Origin of the sequence: Collinsella stercoris DSM 13279, assembly GCF_020735465.1 — a bacterium.
Taxonomy (GTDB): Bacteria; Actinomycetota; Coriobacteriia; order Coriobacteriales; family Coriobacteriaceae; genus Collinsella; species Collinsella stercoris.
The window spans coordinates 196,678-212,920 of the sequence record NZ_CP085935.1 but is presented as its reverse complement, the minus strand read 5'-3'; the positions used below and the strand labels follow the sequence as shown (position 1 = coordinate 212,920).

Below are 16,243 nucleotides of genomic sequence, written 5' to 3'. Positions count from 1 at the left end.
CCTTCGTTTAGTCAAGAGTAGCAGTTTGGAAAGTGGCTAACGAAAGTGGCTAACCTATGTATTTGGAATACGAGCGCTTTACGTTCTGTTGGTCGACCATGGCGTAGCAAAGGGTAGTGTCAATCTTGCTGTGCCCCAGCAAAACCTGGACCTGCTCGATGGGCATCCCCTTATCGATTGCCCTCGTAGCCATCGTGCGCCGGAACTTGTGAGACTGAATGGTGCGCGGAGAACATCCTTCGACGGTTTTTGCGTTCAGGGAGTCTTGCAACAGGGCCATGTTATCTGGAGATTCCAAATCCTCGACGCCCATCACCCTGAACAGGCACTCATGCAACCTCTTCATTTGCGAGCCATCGAGAAACGCAGACATCTCGCGCTCGACTTCGCGTATCGCGGCACTTTCGTAAAACATAGGAACCTCCCGTCATGGTTGATGACAGGAGGTCCCATAATTCGGCTTCGCTTCGATCTAGGAGAAATACTCCTGAACCAAGCTGTCGCACAGCATCTGAAACTTCTCAATCTTTTGTTGGACGATAAACCTCGAGTTTGGCCTTATTCCTCCAACGCGGCCTTGAACCAGGAGGTGAGGCTCGTGGGGTGCGTGATGGCGGTGCCCACGACCACGGCCCACGCGCCGGCGTCGATGGCGGCGCGGGCCTCGGCGGGGGTGTGCACGTGGCCCTCGCACACGATGGGCAGGCCCGGGAACTCGGAGGTCGCCTGGCGCAGGAGCGGCAGGTCGGGGCCCTCGCCGAGCGTGGTCTCGATGGCCGGCTTGTTGTGGGAGAGCGTGGTGGAGACCAGGTCGAAGCCCAGGTCCACGGCGCGGCGGATATCCCCGATGGTCATGCAGTCGGCCATGAGCAGCACGCCCTCCTCCTTGAGCGGGCGCACCGTGTCCTCGAGCGCCTTGCCGTCGGGGCGCGGGCGGCCGGTGGCGTCGATGGCCACGATGTCGGCGCCGGCGGCGACGCACGCGCGGGCGTGGCGCAGCGTGGGCGTGATGTAGACGCCCTCGTGGCCGTCCTTCCACAGGCCGATGACGGGGACGTCCACGCGGCCCTTGATGGCGGCGATGTCGGACAGGCCCTGGCAGCGGATGGCGGCGGCGCCGCCGAGCTCGCAGGCGCGCGAGATGGCGGCCATGTGCTCGGGGGTGCGCAGGGGCTCGCCCGGGTAGGCCTGCACGCTCACGACGAGCCTGCCCCTGAGCGATTCGATGATGGGATTGACGGACATTCGTCCTCCTTCACTTGTGAGAGGGTGGCCCTTATGCGCGAGCCGCCCGCCTGCTTTCAACTCGTCGACCAGATGTGCAATTTGGTGCACGTCCCCTTTTTGCACATCATGTACTGAAACGGCCCGGACACTCAAGGGCGACCGGGCCGCAGCGCTCATCTACAAAGATGCCAACAGATGCTCGGCGGCGCCGATAAGCGGCGCGGCGCCCTCAAGCTCGCCGATGAGGATGGGGGTGTCGAGCAGCGGGTCGAGCGCCTGGCTCGCATAGCCCTCGGCAACGCTCGTCTTCCACGTCTCGCTGCGCCAATCGGGGCCCTGGTGGATCACGCCGCCAGACAAAACGATGACCTCGGGGTCGAGGATGTTGGCGAGCGAGCCCAAACTTGCGCCGAGCGCGAAGCCCGCCTCGTGAATAACGGAAATCGCCCGCTCATCGCCGGGGCGGCACAGGTCGTTGACGTCGCGCCCGACCGTAGGGCGGCTCTCGTCAACGCGGCCATAGCGCTCTTCGAACATGCGCCCGATCGATGTGCCGGAGGCAACGGACTCCAGGTGACCGGAGCGGCCGCATGCGCAGGGAACGCCCTTGGCCGAGGTGGACTCGATATGCCCCATGTGACCAGCAGCCCCGTGGACACCCCTAGCTTGCCGAGATATGGAGATTTTTCGAGACCCTACTCGGTCAGCGGCCCGTTTCCCGCTTGCACGGACAATCGACCGTTTGCGAGATTGTTGACAAGCGGATACACGGAACGGAATATCTTATTAATTAATTTTCACTGTGCTTTACTATACTAAAAGTATTATATGCACAATCTAGATGCGGGATAATTTGATTCCGCTCGGCCGCACATATCGAGACTCACTCGCCTTGCCGCTCGACGCGCTCGGCGTCAAGCGCGCGCAGCGAATCGTAGACCGCGCGTGCCACGTCGGCGGGCACGCCCTTCACCGACGCGATCTCCTCCGCACTGGCCTCGCGCAGGCGCTTCATGGAGCCGAAGTGTCTCATGATGGCCTTCTTGCGCGTGGGGCCAACGCCCGCCACCTCGTCGAGGATCGACACCGTCATGGCCTTGCCGCGCAGCTCTCGGTGGAACGTGATGGCGAATCGGTGGCTCTCGTCACGGACCTGCTTGATGAGGTACAGCGATGCGGAGCCGCTCGGCAGCACGATGGGCGTGTCGTCCCAGGGGACGAACACCTCCTCATCGGCCTTCGCCAGGCCGCATACCGGGATGTCCAGACCGAGCTCCTCGAGCTGGCGGATGGCCGCGGTGAGCTGCGGGCGACCGCCGTCGACCACCAGCAGGTCGGGGCGGGAGCCAAAGCGCTCGTCCGCCATGCGCTCGGGCGCATATCGACGCCCGAGCACCTCGCTCATGGACACGAAGTCGTTCGCCTCGTCCAGCTCGGCGCGGATCTTGAAGCGGCGGTACTGCGATTTGTCGGGCTTGCCGTTGGTGAACACCACCATGGACGCGACCGTGAAGGCGCCGTGCAGGGTCGAGATGTCGAAGCACTCGATGCGCATGGGCGGCGCATCGAGCGCCAGTGCGCTCTCCAACTGCAAAAGAGCCTGGTTGGTGCGATCGTCGGAATAGCCCGTGCGCATCATGTAGCGCATGAGGGCATGGCGCGCATTCTTCTGCGCCATCTCGAGCAGGCGGCGCTTCTCGCCGCGCTGTGGCCGGTGCAGGCGGCACACGCGCCCGCGCTTGGCGGTGAGCCACTCCCCCATCACCTCGGCGTCGGGGATATCGACGGCCACGTTCACCTCCGCAGGGATATCCGCGGTCTCGTCGTAGTAACGCTTGACAAAGCCCGACACGAGCTCGACCTCGTCCACATCGAAGCCCTTGTCCAAGATGAACTCGCAGGTGCGCTGCACGCGGCCCTCGCGGACCACGAACACGCAGGCGCCGGCGATGGTCTCCTCGCGGTAAAAGCCCACGAGGTCCAAGTCGACGCTGGTGGGGAACACGACCTGCTGCCGGTCGTCCAGCCCGTCGATGACGGACAGGCGGCGCTTGATGCGGCCCGCCCGCTCAAAGTCCAGATCGGCAGCCGCGGCAGCCATGTCGCTTTTGAGCTCGTCCACCAGCTCGCGCCGCTGCCCCGAGAGAAAGCGCTCCACGCGCTTGACGTTCTTGGCGTATTCATCGCGCCCGATCATGCCCGCGCACACGCCGGGACCGCGCCCCACGTGGTAGTCGAAGCACGGGCGACCCTGGCTCGCGCAGATGAGCTCGATGATGTCCGCCTCATCCGGGCGCTTCTCGAGCAGGCGCCGCACGCGCTTCCACTCCGCGCACGAGGCGGTGCACACGGGGCACACCTTGCGCAGCGTGTCGATGGTCTCCCGGGCGGCGCGGCTGTCGGTGTACGGGCCAAAGTAGCGCGTGTCGGGGCGGTGCTTCTCGCGCGTGTACTTGATGGCGGGAAAGACATCGCCCTTGGTGATGGCGATGTAGGGATAGGACTTGTCGTCCTTGTAGTCGACGTTGAAATACGGATGGTACTGGGCGATGAGCTCGCGTTCGAGCACGAGGGCCTCGTGCTCGGTCCCCACCACGATGTAGTCGAAGCTCGCCACGAGCTGCATCATGAGCGGGATCTTGGCGCGGTCGTCGGTGAGGGTGACGTACTGGCGCAGGCGAGCGCGCAGGTTCTTGGCCTTGCCCACGTAGATCACACCGCCCTCGGCGTCCTTCCACAGGTAGCACCCGGGGTCGGTGGGGACCTTGCCCACCTGCTCCACCAAGCTCGGCGCGTGGCCCGCTCCCTCCTCGCGCACATGCGCCGCGGCGGCGCGGGCGGAGAAGGGAGCCACCGGCATGTTCACGCCGGGGCGCCCCGCCTGCAAGTTGTTGGATTCAGACCGATTGCCCGCCATGCAGCACCGCCAAGCGCCGAGGCTCTACGCGAGCCCTTGGGCACCAGCGCCCCAGAAGTACTTGCGAAACTTGTCGATCTGGTGGTAGTAGGTCACCTTGGACCAAAAGCGCTGACGCGCGCAATCCTGGGGCCAGTCGAGCGCATAGCGGGTCACACCGGTTTTAAAGCCGTCGAGCACCTGCTTGCGGATGGCGGGGTCGTCAACGGAGCGCTTGACCACATACGGCGGCACCGTGGTGTAGATGAACGGCTCGGTGTCCGTAATGCGAGGAACCCGCTTCCCCATGAGCACGTCGTCAACCTGCACCTGCGCAAAATTCACGCCCGCCTGATGCACGAACATGGAGCTGCGGCCCGGACGCGTGTTGATCTCGAAGAACTTGTACGTGCCATCGCGCTCGTCGAACTTGACGTCGAAGTTGGCCATGCCACGGTAACCCACATGGCGCATGAAGCGCAGCGCGTCATCGGAGACCTGATCGAGCTGTTCGGACACGATGACGGCCGGGTTGCCGATAGCGGTGGGCGAATGGTCCTCCAGCACCACGCGGCCGCCGACCATGAACACCGGGTCGCACGCGGCGTCCACATAGGTGGACAGGATGCGGATCTGGGTGTCGTCGCCGGGGATGAACTCCTGCACGATGAGCAGCTTGTCGTACGACGTGTCCTGCAGCTGGCGATACAGGGCCTCGAGCTCCTCGCGGCTGCGGATGAGGTACACCTTCTTTTGCCCGGGGAACTCGGCGTAGTGCCATGCGGCGGAATTGGAGGGCTTGGCGATCACCGGATAGGTAAAGCCCCCGTCGTCGACCTGCGCCGTCTTGTCGCCGCAGTCCAAAAAGACCGTCTTGGGATACGGGATGCCGATCTCCTCGCAGATCTGATAGAAGCGCTCCTTTTGCGTGATGTCGTCAAGCAGCTCGAAGTCGAGGTACGGCGTGTACCAGCGCTCTTCGATCTGCTGCTTGTGCTCGGAGACCTGACGGGCGTAGTGGTCGCCGCAGCCCACCAAGAACGGGATTTTGCCCTGGGCGATCAGCTCGTCGCCCAAGCGCTCGAGCTCGGGCAGCAGCACCTCCGGCTGATCGATGCCCGAGATCACCCGGAAATCGCAGAACGCGCTGCGCACCGACTTGATGTCGGCGGAGGCGAGCACGATGGGCTTGACGCCGTACGCCTCCCAAAAGCAGCGGATATAGGCGTAGCAACAAAAATCGGAACCCAAGATGACGGGGGCGAGCACGCGCGGAAGATCGCGCTCCTCGGGGCGGGCGGGTCTCATAAGCTTCAAATCCCTTCGCTATAATGAGCACCACGAACGCGAGGCGGTGGTACGCATGTTTCATCGGTACCGCATTCTACCCTTAAACCATACGGGGCGGGACCCGCTCGGGTCCTCACCCCCGAGAGACCATCTGGGGAGCAAAACCATGCACAAGCCCGTACTCGGCGTGCTCGGGGGCGTGGGGCCGCTGGCCACCGCCTACTTCATGGAGCTCGTCATCAAAAAGACGCCCGCCGAACGCGACCAGGACAACATCCCCATGATCGTGTTCAACGACCCGCAGATCCCCGACCGCACGGCGTTCATCCTCGACCGCACCCAGCCCGACCCGCTGCCCGAGATGGAGCGCGTGGTGCTTTGGCTCGAAGACGCCGGCGCGGACTACATCGCCATCCCCTGCAACACCGCGCACTTCTTTTACGAGCAGATCAACGCGGTGGCCCATGTGCCCGTGCTCAACATCATGCGCGAGACGACGTCGCGCATCGTCGAGGCGTACGGCGAGCACGCGACCATCGGCCTGCTCGCGACCGACGGCACCCTCACCTCGGGTGTCTTCCAAAACTACCTCTCCGAGGCGGGCCTGAGCGTTGTGGCGCCAAGCGACGAGGACCAGGCGAAAACCGTCATGCCGCTCATCTACGACCGCATCAAGCGCAATCTCCCCTATGACCCCGCGGAGCTGCTGGACCTCGCGCGGCGCATGCACGAGAACGGCTGCGACGCGGTCATCGTGGGGTGCACGGAGCTGTCCGTGGTCTACCAGGACCTCGCCGTCAAGCCGACGTACCTCATCGACGCCATGGACGTGCTCGCCGACCGATGCGTAAGCTACTACCTCGAGCACCATCGCGACGCATAGGTTCGCTCGGACATCGGCTGCGCTCGGGCGTCGGCCGCGCCTTTAAATAGCGACGCGCCGTGAATGGCGCAGCGCCGCGCCTTCGCCGACCTAATAATCTCGGCGAGCCTCACATCGGGCACGTAAACGCCGCTGTGCCCCAGAACGCAAAACGGGCCCTTTGGAATCCCAGCACCTCGGCTGTCGTTCCAAAAGGCCCGTTTTTTGCGCAGTATTTTTGCGCGGCTGCGCCTACCGGCGCGAGAACCGCCGCAGGATCGAGGTGAACATCCCCGCCTCGGGCAGCTTGAGCACCACGCCGGGGATAAAGGTCACGGCCATGGCGACCAAGCCCGCCACGGCGATATAGGCCACCGTCTTGAGGATGGGGGCCGCCACCAGGCCGCCCGCCGTCTCGATGACCATGGGGCCCAGCACCATCTGCAGCAGCTGCAAGGTCCCCCAGCCGGCTGCGGCGCCCAAGCCGCCGAGCACGATGCCAAAGAACAGCCCGCGCGCCATGGTGCCGAGCTGCAGGCCGTGCAGGCGCTTGCGCATCCACGCGAGCGTGATGACAATGGCGACGACGTAAAAGGCGCTGGTGGCAAACGCGATGACGGGCATGCCGCCGCCGAGCGTCACACCGCCGACCATGCAGACGCCGACGAGCGCCAGCGCGCCCAGAACGGTCGAGAACGCGTAGGGCTTCATGTCCATCAGCGCGGAGCAGCTCTTCTGCAAAAGCACGCACACGCCGTAGATGGGCAGGGCGGGAGCGAGCCAGCACAGGTACTCGCTCACGAGCGCAACGCCCTCAAGATCGAACTTGCCCACGCAGTACACCATGTTGAGCGGCTCGCTGAACACAATCAAGTACAGGGCGAACGGGATCAGGATGAAGAGCATCTGGGCGATGCCGCGCGCCACCCCCGTGCGGACAGCATCGTCGTCGTGGCGCGCCGCATCGCGGGCGAGCTCGGTGTAGAGCGCCGTGGTGATGGGCACCGCGAACAGGGCGTAGGGCAGCGTGTACCACAGGCGCGAATAGGCCACCACCGAGGCGCCCGTCTCGGGCTGCACGCTCAACGCCGCCGCGTTCTGCACGCTCGCGGTCACAAAGGCGCAGATCGTCGCCGCGAGCGTGGGGATGCCCAGGGCCAGGGTCTTGCGCAGGTTGGGGTCGTGGAAATCCACATGGATGCGGGGATGCACGCCGTGCTTGGCAAGGGCGGGAATCTGGCACGCCATCTGGATGAAGACGCCGAGCGTGGTGCCCACGGCAAGGGTCGTGACGCTGTAGAACGCAGGCACGTGCAGGATCTCGTCCATCACGTAAAAGGCCGCGAAGCTCGCGATGACCACCAGGTTGTTCAGGACCGGCGCGAAGTTGCTCCAGAAGTAATCACGGTGCGCGTTGAGAACGCCCGAGAACACCGAGCCCAGGCCAAAGAAAAGGATCTCGATGGCGAAGAACCTGAACAGGTACACCGCGGTGTCCATCTGGCCGGCATCGGCGCTCATGAAGGACTGGGTCCAAATGACCGCGGGGGCCCCGATGGTCGCCGCTATCGAGGCGATGCCCAGGACGACCAGCAGGATGCCGAGCAGATTGCCCACGTAGTCGTTGCTCGCCTCGACGCCGCGCTCGCGGCGCACCTCAAGGTACACGGGCAAAAACGCCGTGATGAGCATGCCGCCGATCACGAGCTCGTACAGCATGCTCGGCAGGTTGTAGGCGATCTGGTAGGAGGAGGACAGCAGGGACAGCCCGAGTGCGGCGCCCATGGCCCAGGTGCGCACAAAGCCGGTGAGGCGACTCACCAAAATGAGCACGGTCATCATGCCCGCGGAGCGCCCCGCCTGCTCGTAGTCGGACAATGTGAGGTCGTCCTCCTCCGCGCCCGATGACGTCGCGTCCGCAGGGGCGGGTGCGCGGTCGCCCGCCGATGGCAACTGCCCGGTGCCCGCCGGGGCATACGGCTCGGGGGCGATCTCGTCAAAGACGTTCGTCTCGTCGAACGCGTCCGTCGCCGCGGGATCAAAGCGCGGCGCGGGCTGCTCCGTGCGCCACGTTGCGGCACGAAGGAACACGGCGGTCTCGTCGGGGCGCGGCGAGCGGGGGGCAGGCCCCTTGACCACCGATGCCCGCCGGGCGGGCGCCTCCCCCGGTTGGGCAAAATGCGCGCCGCGCGGCCTGCCCGTCTCCTCATCCGTGTACGCCATAGGGCTACCTCTCCCTCACGATCGGGGCCACCACGGCCCCGGTGCATGCAATGACATCATCGGGCGCGAGCGCGAGCTGAATGCCGCGGCGCCCGCCCGAGATGAATATCTCATCATAGAGCTGACAGGTCTCATCGATCACCACGGGGAACCGTTTCTTCATGCCGATGGGAGAACATCCCCCGCGCACGTACCCGGTCACCGCCGTCAGGTTCTTGGTGGGCAGCATGGCGAGCGCCTTCTCACCCGTCGCGCGGGCGGCGGCCTTGAAGTCGAGTTCCTCGGCCACGGGCACGCAGCACACCACGTGATCGCCCGCCGGCGAAACCGTCACCAGCGTCTTGAAGCCCTGGCCTGGATCCTCGCCGAGCTGCGCCGCGATCGCCTCCCCCAGCCCACGGGCCTCCTCGCCGTCGTCCTCGTACGTGTGGACGGCGTATGCGATGCCGGCGCGCTCGAGCTCGCGCATCGCGTTCGTCTTTTGGACCTTAGCCGCCTTAGCCATTGGCGATCCTTCCCACCATCAATATGCGCCTTGCGTGCGGTGCCCAACGCGTCGCATCTCCCCTGCGGCCCTTCCAGGTGCCCGAAATTGACGCGAAAGAGGAGCGCCGCGCGTTCACGCACGCGAGCGACGATCGAGCGTCAAGATTGGGCGTCCGGGAGGGCCGCCATGCGCTCGCGGTCGCGAGCCAGGAGAGGCGCGAGGAACCTGCCCGTGTAGCTTTTCTCGCACGCCGCGACCTTCTCGGGCGTGCCGGACACCACGATGCGCCCGCCGCCGCTGCCGCCCTCGGGGCCCAGGTCGATGATGCGGTCCGCGACCTTGATGACGTCGAGGTTGTGCTCGATCACCAGCACGGTGTTGCCCGCGTCGACCAAGCGCTGCAGCACGTCCACCAGCTGGCGCACGTCCTCGAAGTGCAGGCCCGTCGTGGGCTCGTCCAAGATGTAGAACGTCTTGCCCGTCTGCTTGCGGTGCAGCTCCTTGGCGAGCTTCACGCGCTGGGCCTCGCCGCCGGAGAGCGTCGTGGCGGGCTGGCCCAGGCGCACGTAGCCCAAGCCCACATCGTAGAGGGTCTGCAGCTTGCGCTTGATCTGCGGGATGTTCCCAAAGAACGCCAGCGCCTCGGTCACGGACATGTCCAGCACGTCGGCGATGGTCTTGTTGCGGTAGCGGACCTCGAGCGTCTCGCGGTTGTAGCGCTTGCCGCCGCAGACCTCGCACGGCACGTAGATATCCGGGAGGAAGTGCATCTCGATCTTGATCTGGCCGTCGCCCTTGCAGGCCTCGCAGCGACCGCCGGGCACGTTGAAGGAGAACCGCCCGGGCGAGTAGCCGCGCGCCTTGGACTCGGGCACGCTCGCGAACAGCGCGCGCAGGTCGTCCCACAGGCCGATGTAGGTCGCGGGATTGGAGCGCGGGGTGCGGCCGATGGGGCTCTGGTCGATGTCGATCACCTTGTCGATCTGGTCGATGCCCTCGATCGACTTGTACGGACCCACCACGCGCGTGGAGTTGTGCACCGCATTGGTGAGCGCCGGGGCGATGGTGTCGGTCACCAGGGAGCTCTTGCCCGAACCGGACACGCCCGTCACCACGGTGAGGGTGCCGAACTCGATCTGGGCGGTCACGTTGTGCAGGTTGTTCGCCTTGGCGCCCGTGATCTTGAGCGCGCCGCGGCCGGGGTTGCGGCGCTCCTCGGGCAAGCGGACCATGGCGCGACCCGTGAGGTAGGCGCCGGTCATCGAGTCGGGGCACGCCATGATCTGCTCGGGCGTGCCCGCGCACACGACCTTGCCGCCGTGCTCGCCCGCACCGGGACCCATATCCACCACGAAGTCCGCCGCGCGGATCGTATCCTCGTCGTGCTCGACCACGATCACGGTGTTGCCCAGATCGCGCAGGCGCTCGAGCGTGGCGATGAGCCGCTCGTTATCGCGCTGGTGCAGGCCGATCGACGGCTCATCGAGGATGTACAGCACGCCCATGAGGCCCGCGCCGATCTGGGTGGCCAGACGGATGCGCTGGGCCTCGCCGCCGGAGAGGGTGGCCGAGGCGCGGTCGAGCGTGAGGTAGTCGAGGCCCACGTCGACCAAAAAGCGCAGGCGCTCCCCAATCTCCTTGACGATGGCCTGGCCGATGAACGCCTCGCGCTCGGTCAACTCGAGCGAACGGAAGAACTCGAGCGACTCGCGGCAGCTCATGCAGCAGACCTCGTAAATGGACTTGCCGCCCACGGTGACCGCGAGCATCTCGGGACGCAGGCGCGCGCCCTTGCACGTCGAGCAGGGCTCCTCGCGGATATAGCGCTCGAGCTTGGCCTTGGTGTTCTCGTTCGTGGTCTCGACGTAGCGCTCGTACAAGATGTTGCGCACGCCGGCATACTTGGTGGACCAGTGCGTGTCGCGCCCGTCCTGCGTCTTGTAGTCGACGCGCATCTTCTTGTCGCCCAAACCATCGAGGAACACCTTGCGCACGCGGGCGGGCAGGTCCTTCCACGGCGTCGCGGGATCGACCTTGAGGTGCAGGCACAGCGCGCGGAAGATCTGCGGGTAGTAGTTGGACTTGCCGAAGAAGCTGCCGAACACGCCCTCCTCGATGGAGAGGTTCGGGTCCTCGATGAGCGCCTCGGCATCCACAACCTTCTTGAACCCCAGGCCGTCGCACTCCGGGCAGGCGCCGTAGGGCGCGTTGAAGGAGAAGTCGCGCGGCTGCAGGTCGTCGATGGAATGCCCGTGCTCCGGGCAGGCAAGGGCAAGCGAATACGTGAGCAGGTCGCCCTCGGAGCCCTCCGGCGCATCGCGATCGGGCAGCAGGTACACGCTCACGTTGCCATGGGCCAGCTTGGTCGCCTGCTCCACGGACTCCGCAATGCGGCCCAGGCTCGTGTCGCGGATCACGATGCGGTCGACCACGACCTCGATGGTGTGCTTGAACTTCTTGTCGAGCTCGATGGTGTCGTCCAGGCTGCGCACCTCGCCATCGATGCGCACGCGCGAGAAGCCCTCGGCGCGCAGGTCGTCCATGAGCTTGGTGAACTCGCCCTTGCGGCCCTGCACCACGGGCGCGAGCACAAAGGCGCGACGCCCCTGCCCTGCCTCGAGGATCTTATCGGCAACCTGGTCGGTGGTCTGGCGCTCGATCTCGCGCCCGCACTCGGGGCAGTGCGGCACGCCGATGCGCGCGTACAGCAGGCGCAGGTAGTCGTAGATCTCGGTGACCGTGCCCACCGTGGAGCGCGGGTTCTTGGAGGTGGTCTTTTGGTCGATGGACACCGCGGGCGACAGGCCGTCGATCGAGTCGAGGTCGGGCTTGTCCATCTGCCCCAGGAACTGGCGCGCATAGCTGGAGAGGCTCTCGACGTAGCGGCGCTGGCCCTCGGCGTAAATGGTGTCGAACGCAAGGCTCGACTTGCCCGAACCGGACAGGCCGGTAATGACCACGAGCTTGTCGCGCGGGATCTCGACGTCGATATCCTGCAGGTTGTGCTCGCGCGCGCCCTTGATGACGATGGAGGAATCAGACATGGGAGGTCCTTATCTGACGATGCGGCTCGCCCCGAGCAGACGCACGTCATGGCGAGCCGACGGAGCGAGGTGGGACATGGTTCACGGACACCTTCGTATCCGACCTTTTAGTGTACCGCCATCTCCGCGCACACCTGTTCGCCCGGATAGCCGCCACCGTTCCTGCACTCTTTGTTCGATTGCACCGAGGTGCTCGGCCGAGGCGCCGCTCGAATGCGCGGGCACACGGGGCGTTGGACGGTAGCACGGCTGGAAAACTTCACGATTTCCGGAAGTTTTTCCAGCCGTGCTACCGTCCAGCCGCTCGCGAACCACTTGCCTCCGACGGAAATGGGCCGCTCGTGGATCGGTGGGCCAAAACGGAGACATCGGCCGGCTTTATGTGCTGCAAAAATCCCTTGCTGTAAAATGCTACCGCGGCGGTGACAGAGGATTGTGCCCCCGACGCCAGGAAAACCGCAGGAACGACCCACCTGAAAGCAGCCAATAAACTGCTGCAATTTACGCACTTTTACAGCAAGGTAATTTTGCAGCACTTGCCTCGGACCGTCGCCTGCGGCGATGGCAGACGGGGCCGTACCGCCTAAAATCGCATCGGGCCACGGGCCCCGCGCATCAAAAAGCGGCCCGGGATTGCTCCCAGGCCGCTTGAAGCAACTCGCATGGCTGCAGCGAGCTTAGCTGCGGGCGGCACCGTCGACGGGGATGACCGCACCGGTGACGTAGGAGCTCATGTCGCTCGCAAGGTACACGAACGCGTTGGCCACGTCCTCGGGCTCGCCGATGCGACCCAGGGGAATGGTGGCGATCAGCGGCTGGATCATCTTCTCGGGCAGCGCCGCGACCATGTCGGTCTTGGTGATGCCGGGCGCGACCGCGTTCACGCGAATGCCCTTGGGCGCGAGCTCGCGGGAAAGGCACTGCGTCAGGCCGTTGACCGCGTACTTGGACGTGGGGTACCCGCAGCCGGACGGCTGACCGTACTTGGAGACCATGGAGCTCGTCGTGGTGATGGTGCCGCCGTGGCCGGCCTCGATCATGAGCTGGGCACCGGCGCGGCAACCGTTGAACACGGCGGTGACGTTCAGGTCCATGACCTTCTGCCACTCGTCGGCGGTGTAGTCGAGCAACGGGGTGGACTGGGAAATGCCGGCGTTGTTGACGATGGTGTCCACGCCGCCCATATCCTCGGCGGCGGCGGCAAAGGCCTCGGTCACGGCGTCGAGCGAGGACAGGTCGCAGGTGCGACCCCACACCTTGGCATCCGGGTAGCTGGCGAGCAGCTTCTCGACCGCGGCGTCGGCGGTCTCCTGGCGCGAGCCGAACACGGTGACGGCGGCGCCCTCCTCGATAAAGCGGGCGGCGATGGCATAGCCGATGCCGCGGGTGCCGCCGGTGATGATGGCCTTCTTACCTTCGAGCAGCATGTGCGCTCCTTTCGAATCAGCGGGGCGCACCTCATGCCTCGCGCGCCCATATTGCCAAGAAGGATACCCGTTCGCGCTCCCCGCATTCAGACGCCTCCCGCGTACGGCACCCCGCCTTTCGGCCATCGGCGGGTCATCGCTCGACCATCGCCAAGCCCGCCCCGTCGACCCGCCCATCGACCGCCCCGCCCGTCGCCCATCGGCGGCTCGCGTCCTCGTCGGCCGGCCTGTCACTCATCGGCGGCTTGCGTCCTCGTCGGCCCGCCTTTCGACGATCGCGGCCCCACCCTTCACTCATCGACAGCCCCGCCTCGTCGACAACCCATCCATCACCCATCGGCGGGCCACCGATCGGCCATTGACGCGACGGCGAGTCTACGACCCCGCCTCATCGGCGACCCCGCCCCGGCACCGCGGCGAGACACCTGGGCGGATCCCCCGGCCCCGCTTATTGAACCTTGCGCGCGAAATTCTCGTACTGCAGCGTCGCCATCTGGTTGAGCGCGCCCCGGTACGGGCTCTCGGCTTCCAGCGCGTAACGCAGGCCGTCCGCGCCCCGATAGCCCAGCAGGTTGACCGCCGGCACCTGCGCATCGAGCACCAACTGTGCCTTTTGGTAATCGCTGAGCGGAGCGCCGATGCGGTACAGCACCTGCGCGGCGAGCTGGGCGGCGCCAACCTCGGTGCGCACGTCGAGCGGCGCGCCGGCGACCTCGTAGTTCGCCCAGACCATGTACGTCGATTCATAGGTGCGCATCTCGTGCAGGAAGGGGTCCTCCCCCGGATAGAGCGCATCGTTCAAGGCCCCGGAAAAGTTGGGCTGGTGGTCGCCGAAGAACACGAGGACGACCGGGCGAGACAGCCCGCGCAAGCGGTCCATGAAGTACATCAGGTCGTTGTCGGACATGCTGATGCACGCCAGGTACGTGTCGAGCTGCCCCAGCAGGGCCTCGTCCGCCACGCCGGCGGGAGCGTAGCGGACGACATCCTCGGCGGGCACGGAGCCGGGGTCGTAGCCGCTGTGGTTTTGCATGGTCAAATCGAAGATGAACTGGGGAGCATCGTCGCCCTCCAGCAGCTCCAGGACCTTGTCGTACGTCGCCTTGTCGCGCGCGCCGGCGTGATAGCTCTCCACCTCGCCAAAGTCGTCGATGGACAAGAACTCGCCAAAGCCGAGCTCCGGATACACGCTCGAGCGGTTGTAGTTGCTCGGAAGCTGCGGATGCATGGCGGTGGTGGCGTACCCGAGCCCCGCGAACTGCGATGCCAGGCTGTCGACGCCCGACAGGTCGTAGAGCTGATAGGGGTATTTTCCAAACCCGATGAACGCGGAGCTGTTGCCCGTGAGGAATTCGAACTCGGTGTTGGCGGTGCCGCCGCCCATCACCGACGCCATGAGCGTGCCGCGCATGAGCGTGCCGGTCAGGGAGTTATAGCCCTCCGGCCCCGTATAACCGGCGGCGCGAAGCCCCTCGTAGAGCGACAAGTCGGTAAACGTCTCGTTCATCACCGCGATGACGGTGGGGCGCACCTGCTCGAACTGCTCGCACGCCGCCAAGCGCTCGGGCGCGGCACCCATGCCCATGTCGAATTGAGCGGCCAGCTCATCCTCGAGCGCCTGGGCGCCCTCGCTCGTATAGCCCTCGGGCACGGGAATCGCGAAGTCCTGCAGCAGCGATATGAAGCTCGGGACAAACCCGCACGAACGGTACGTCTCGATGGGTTGCCAACGGTCGTACGTAAAGCCCAGCGCCTCATCGATCGAGACGGAGCGGAAGAGCCCCACGCAGCCCGCGCTCAACGCGGCGCCGCACGCGACGTTCACCGCGATGTTCGCCATGCGGGCACGACGCGACGACACGCGCCCCGGCCACACGAACGACAAAAGACACACGCATACGCCCACGACGCAGAGCACCCAAAAGATCTGCGGCGTGAGGATGAAGTCGTAGGCGCCTGCCACGGCGGCAGCGGTGTCGAGCGCGAGCAGGTCGCTCGGCAAGATGGCCGCGCCCTTGAGCTGGACCACGAAATACTGCGCCACGCCAAAGCCCGCCGCCGCAATGGGGACGAGGCACATGAGTACGCCCGAGCGCTGCCCCAGCGCATACGCCACCACGCCAAAGCCGGCGAGCAGCAGCGCGGTGAACGCGACGAAGCGGACCGGGATGCTCCCGGCGAGATCGGACCAAGCAGCATCGACCATCAGAGCGGACGCGATTGAGACTCCCGCCAGCACCGAGACGTCACGCCCTGCGCGGATTCCCTCGGCCGCCGGGCGCGGCAGCGACTCGATCCAGTCGAGAACAGGACGACGCGCCAGCGTGCACAGTCCGCAGGCGGTCTGCGCGGCGGACCATACCGCCATATCGAGCGCCCCGATGCCGGCGTCGAGCCACCCGATCGCGCACCACACCGCGATGAACACGAGGTAGGCGACGAACACGAGCGGCCACGCCACCTGGCCCGCGGACATCCGGCGACCCAGGCGCTTGACCCACCAGAAGGCGTACCCCGCCCCGGCGGCAAAAAGGGCACAAGCGAATATCAGCGGAATCACCGCGAGAGCGGGGCTGGCAGTCTCAACCATCGGCATCCTCAATACGCATGTGCGCCGCGCGCCATCGATCCCGACCGCGCGCTCGGCACATAATCACACATTTCCCAAGATTACTAATCTGTCATGCGCGGCACACGAGGTCAACACCGCCATGAGGAATACCCACTTGTCAACAAAACGGCAATGCGGTGCGCAGCCCTCGGGCACTGGGCCCCAAAACGCCCCGA

11 protein-coding genes are annotated in these 16,243 nt (G+C 65.5%); 1 reads left to right on the top strand and 10 read right to left on the bottom strand.

From position 1 onward, the window contains the following. Positions 1-49: 49 nt before the first annotated feature. The 5 genes from LK434_RS00900 to LK434_RS00880 all read right to left on the bottom strand — a co-directional run bounded on the left by LK434_RS00900 (position 50) and on the right by LK434_RS00880 (position 5,431). Complete coding sequence (locus LK434_RS00900) at positions 50-415, bottom strand: tyrosine-type recombinase/integrase (RefSeq protein ID WP_006722132.1); 366 nt, start codon at positions 413-415, stop codon at positions 50-52. Positions 416-558: 143 nt separating this feature from the next. Continuing rightward, positions 559-1,245 (bottom strand): N-acetylmannosamine-6-phosphate 2-epimerase, encoded by a 687-nt coding sequence (locus tag LK434_RS00895; RefSeq protein WP_006722133.1) that lies wholly within the window; start codon positions 1,243-1,245, stop codon positions 559-561. A gap of 159 nt (positions 1,246-1,404) precedes the next feature. Beyond that, positions 1,405-1,905 carry an ROK family protein gene (locus LK434_RS00890; RefSeq protein WP_227917900.1) on the bottom strand — a complete coding sequence of 167 codons (501 nt, stop codon included), beginning with the start codon at positions 1,903-1,905 and terminating at the stop codon, positions 1,405-1,407. A gap of 205 nt (positions 1,906-2,110) precedes the next feature. Beyond that, positions 2,111-4,144, bottom strand: coding sequence for an excinuclease ABC subunit UvrC (gene uvrC / locus LK434_RS00885; RefSeq protein ID WP_006722135.1), 2,034 nt, complete (start codon positions 4,142-4,144; stop codon positions 2,111-2,113). A 24-nt stretch (positions 4,145-4,168) separates the two neighbouring features. Next, positions 4,169-5,431, bottom strand: coding sequence for a carboxylate--amine ligase (locus LK434_RS00880; RefSeq protein WP_006722136.1), 1,263 nt, complete (start codon positions 5,429-5,431; stop codon positions 4,169-4,171). Between the two features lie 148 nt (positions 5,432-5,579). On the opposite strand from LK434_RS00880, the gene cuyB reads away from it, so the two are divergent. Continuing rightward, entirely contained in the window at positions 5,580-6,296 is a 717-nt protein-coding gene (gene cuyB / locus LK434_RS00875; RefSeq protein WP_006722137.1) for a cysteate racemase, read from the top strand. Between the two features lie 231 nt (positions 6,297-6,527). On the opposite strand, the gene murJ is transcribed toward cuyB, so the two are convergent. The 5 genes from murJ to LK434_RS00850 form a co-directional block, all read right to left on the bottom strand. Beyond that, complete coding sequence (gene murJ / locus LK434_RS00870) at positions 6,528-8,498, bottom strand: murein biosynthesis integral membrane protein MurJ (protein ID WP_006722138.1); 1,971 nt, start codon at positions 8,496-8,498, stop codon at positions 6,528-6,530. Between the two features lie 4 nt (positions 8,499-8,502). Next, positions 8,503-9,003, bottom strand: coding sequence for a Cys-tRNA(Pro) deacylase (ybaK, locus tag LK434_RS00865; RefSeq protein ID WP_006722139.1), 501 nt, complete (start codon positions 9,001-9,003; stop codon positions 8,503-8,505). Between the two features lie 140 nt (positions 9,004-9,143). Beyond that, positions 9,144-12,029, bottom strand: coding sequence for an excinuclease ABC subunit UvrA (gene uvrA, locus LK434_RS00860; RefSeq protein WP_006722140.1), 2,886 nt, complete (start codon positions 12,027-12,029; stop codon positions 9,144-9,146). Between the two features lie 677 nt (positions 12,030-12,706). After that, on the bottom strand, positions 12,707-13,456 hold the full coding sequence (locus LK434_RS00855) for an SDR family NAD(P)-dependent oxidoreductase (RefSeq protein WP_227917770.1): 750 nt from the start codon (positions 13,454-13,456) through the stop codon (positions 12,707-12,709). A gap of 448 nt (positions 13,457-13,904) precedes the next feature. Then, entirely contained in the window at positions 13,905-16,046 is a 2,142-nt protein-coding gene (locus tag LK434_RS00850; protein WP_187371233.1) for an LTA synthase family protein, read from the bottom strand. Positions 16,047-16,243: the final 197 nt, after the last annotated feature.